Below are 3,685 nucleotides of genomic sequence, written 5' to 3' on the forward strand. Positions count from 1 at the left end.
CAGAGTTTTCTTGACCAACGGTAATGTAAGGCATGAGAGGTTTCTCCTTTGTAAATCGATGGTGAGTTTTTTTGTGTGTGAAAGCTTTGCTTGGAGGTACGACTCCTGTGCTCTTAGCGTTTTTCTAGTGTTTCAACACAATTCGATATCGAGCTTTTCCTGCTTCAAGATGAGCGATTGCTTCATTCACTTGATTAAAATCAAAAGTCTCTGTGACAGGTTCAATCCCATGGCGAGTTGCAAAGTCAAGCATTTTTGCAGTTGTTGTCGGGCTACCAAGAGGACTGCCCGATAAGGATTTTTGTCCAAGGATTATGGGGAACGCACCCATCTGAATCGCATTCGGTACGACTCCAACAAAATGTAACCGTCCTTTGGGACGCAGCGCGTTAATGTATATTCCCCAATCTAGATCTGCATTCACAGTTGAGAGAATAAAGTCAAACGAGTTGGCAACATCCTCAATTGCTTTAGTATCGCGAGAGTTGACGAAGTGAGTGGCCCCCAACTCACGGGCTTCAGACTCTTTATCAGGATTTGTCGAAAACGCAGTGATATCACATCCCCAAGCTTGTAGGAACCGTATTGCCATATGTCCCAAACCGCCAATGCCAATTACACCGACTTTATCAGTTGACTTCACGTCGAACTGAACAAGTGGGTTAAACACGGTAATGCCACCACAGAACAGTGGTCCTACCTTAGCTGGATCAATTCCTTCTGGCAGAGGAGTGACCCACTCTTCATGTGCCCGCACCTTATCAGCAAAGCCTCCGTACCGACCGACGATAGTCTGCTCTGCTGTTAGACACAAGTTGTGCTCGCCTGACATGCACCACTCGCAATGCATACAAGAATGGGAGAACCAACCTAATCCGACTCGCTGACCGATTTTAACGGTTGTCACACGATCGCCAACGGCTGCAATGGTTCCGACTACTTCATGACCAGGAATAAGGGGATACTGGCTAATGCCCCAGTCATTTTTTAACATACTCAGATCGCTGTGGCAGACCCCACAGTACTCGACATTGATTTCTACTTCTTCATCTTTTAGCGCACCCGGATCATATTCAAATGGCTCCAGTAATCCGCCTGCTGTTTTGGCTGCATAAGCGTGAATCATGCTTGTTTCCCTCTTGAGTGTATTCAGACTGAATTCTCACTCCAGTTGTGAGAAAACTTTCTTGGTAGCGGTAAAGCCGCCATCAATTTTGAGACTCGTACCTGTAACAAAAGCAGTTTCAGAACTAGCAAGATCAGAGACTATGCCAGCCACCTCGTCACCCTGTCCGTAGCGACCGAGGGCAGTCATCTTGGTCTGCTCTGCAGCAAAGTCGCTGTCTGCGGGATTCATATCGGTGTCGATCGCTACTTGGTCGCAACGTTTCGCACTGCCTTTCGACTACTGCGCTACAAACCCACCATCTACCATCAATGTTGCACCTGTTGTGAACGATGCCAGGTCAGATGATAAAAACAGGACTGCATTTGCAACTTCAAGCGGTGTTCCAATTCGTCCGATCGGGTGAAGTCCTGTTATGTAAGCTTTGACCTCATCCTGCCCACCTGTAGCTGCTTCAAGCATATCTGTTTGGATTGCTGCTGGTGCAACGGCATTGATGCGAATCCCCGCTTTGGCACATTGGAGCGCAGCAGCTTTGGTTAAACCGACTACTGCATGTTTACTCGCGGCGTAGAGGGGTTGGATAGGATATGCAACGAATCCAACCACAGATGCCATATTGACGATTGAACCACTTCCCTGTTTCAACATCTGAGCGATTTCATATTTCATCGACAACCAAACGCCTTTGACATTGACGTTCATTGTGCGATCGTATTCAGCTTCTGTTTGCTCAATCAATGAGGGGTTTTCGCCGACCGTTCCTGCATTATTAAAGGCAATATCTAACCGACCAAAAGCGCCAACTGCTTTATCAACCATTGCTTTAACATCGGCTTCTTTCGTGACATCTGCTTGCACAAAAATCGCCTCTCCGTCAGCCTCCTGAATCAATCGAACCGTTTCTTCACCTTCATCCATGCGACGACCAACCACTACCACCTTTGCTTGTTGTTGGGCATAAGCGATCGCCGTTGCACGACCAATTCCTGAAGTTCCGCCAGTGACTAACGCCACTTTATCCTGAAGTATCATTCTATTTCTCCTAAAATTAAGTCCGGTTGTTCTCTCTTGAAATGGATTGATTCACTGTGATTCCACGATCGATAATCAAAAATCAACTCACTGTGACTCCGCCATCGATCGCTAAAGGTTGTCCAGTGATGTAGCTCGCAGCATCAGAACATAAGAACACAACCGTTGCAGCAATTTCTTCAGGTTGACCCCTATGCCCCATCGGGATGCTCGACGACACCATCGAATCAAACTGCTCTAAAGTCATACCTATCTCTTGGAGGCTCTTAGGAGTAACTATTTCTGTGCCGCGAATATAGCCAGGATTGACGGCATTAATCCGAATTCCTTGCTTGGCATAATCGAGCGCAGCAGAACGAGTGAGACCCATCACAGCATGTTTGCTCGCAGTATAAGGACCCATTCCAGGTATCCCGATCAATCCCGCTACTGAAGAGTTGTTGATGATGACCCCTGCTCCTTGAGTCAGCATCTGTTGAATTTCATATTTCATGCAGAAGAACACACCCCGCAGGTTGGTTGCCATCATGCTGTCAAAGTCTTCAACAGACTGCTCGTGTAGTGGCTGTGGGAGTGTACCAAATCCAGCGTTATTGAAGGCAAAATCTAGCCTTCCGTAGGTTGCGACTGTTTTCTCTATCAGCGCCTTAACCTCTGGTTCACTCGATACATCCGATCGTACAAACAAACACTCCGTTCCTGTCTCACGAATCATCGCAGAAGTTGTTTCACCTTCTGCGTCGCGTCTACCAGAGAATACGACTTTTGCTCCGGCAGCACCAAATGCGATCGCGGTTGCTCGACCGATGCCCGATGTTCCGCCAGTCACCAAAGCAACCTTGTCTTTCAGCATCATGATAGTTACCTCTTGTTGTGAATGGTTATGTTACTTTGTCAAAAACTCAATGAGCAATACGTGTAGGAGCCAGCAATAAGAAGCACCTCCTACAATCAGGATGAGTACGATCCTGGCTGCGTGCCCCATAAATTCAGTCCCGCCAGTTCCATGCCGATCAATACTGACCTACGGCGATCGGCAACTCACGTTCAATGGTTCGCAATCGTTGCGAAAAAGCATTCAAGATACGTTGACGAACTGCATCTGTTTGGCGAACGGGGGCATAAACAATCTGCGGAGCAAGAACGTCAAAACCAGCGAATTGCAGCATCCCTCGCTGAATTGGGCGCAGAATAGCATGGATATCACCGTTAAAACCGCCTGCAAGATAGTCCTCTTCTGTGCTACCTGTGGTCAACGAGAGCATTGCTTGCTTACCTCGAAATCTGCCCGTTTCATAAATATGTCCATTACCGTAAACACGCCCCATAACAAAGACGCGATCGACCCACCCCTTCAAAATTGCAGGGACACTGAACCACCACAAAGGGAATTGCCAAATCATCAGATCGCACCATTCCAGTTTTTGGATCTCAGCTTCAATTTCTGGAATGAATCCTCCAACTTCAGTTGCATACATCTCTTCAAGTTGCTGCTTAAAGTAGTCAGGATCTTTGACAGACATA

5 protein-coding genes are annotated in these 3,685 nt (G+C 47.2%); all 5 read right to left on the bottom strand.

The features are described 5' to 3' along the window. Window positions 1–124: 124 nt before the first annotated feature. Window positions 125–1,126, bottom strand: coding sequence for an NADPH-dependent aldehyde reductase Ahr (gene ahr / locus H6F80_RS00300; protein WP_190789628.1), 1,002 nt, complete (start codon window positions 1,124–1,126; stop codon window positions 125–127). Between the two features lie 36 nt (window positions 1,127–1,162). Next, the gene (locus tag H6F80_RS00305; protein ID WP_190789629.1) at window positions 1,163–1,357 is read right to left on the bottom strand and encodes an SDR family oxidoreductase; all 195 of its coding nucleotides are present in this window, start codon (window positions 1,355–1,357) and stop codon (window positions 1,163–1,165) included. Between the two features lie 48 nt (window positions 1,358–1,405). Beyond that, window positions 1,406–2,161, bottom strand: coding sequence for an SDR family oxidoreductase (locus H6F80_RS00310; protein ID WP_190789630.1), 756 nt, complete (start codon window positions 2,159–2,161; stop codon window positions 1,406–1,408). An 82-nt stretch (window positions 2,162–2,243) separates the two neighbouring features. Continuing rightward, window positions 2,244–3,017 carry a glucose 1-dehydrogenase gene (locus tag H6F80_RS00315; protein WP_190789631.1) on the bottom strand — a complete coding sequence of 258 codons (774 nt, stop codon included), beginning with the start codon at window positions 3,015–3,017 and terminating at the stop codon, window positions 2,244–2,246. A 157-nt stretch (window positions 3,018–3,174) separates the two neighbouring features. After that, window positions 3,175–3,685, bottom strand: a 511-nt coding sequence (locus H6F80_RS00320; RefSeq protein ID WP_190789632.1) for an NAD(P)H-dependent oxidoreductase, incomplete at its 5' end; no start/stop codon positions are given.

This window comes from Leptolyngbya sp. FACHB-711 (genome assembly GCF_014695615.1).
Classification (GTDB): Bacteria; Cyanobacteriota; Cyanobacteriia; order Elainellales; family Elainellaceae; genus Leptolyngbya_A.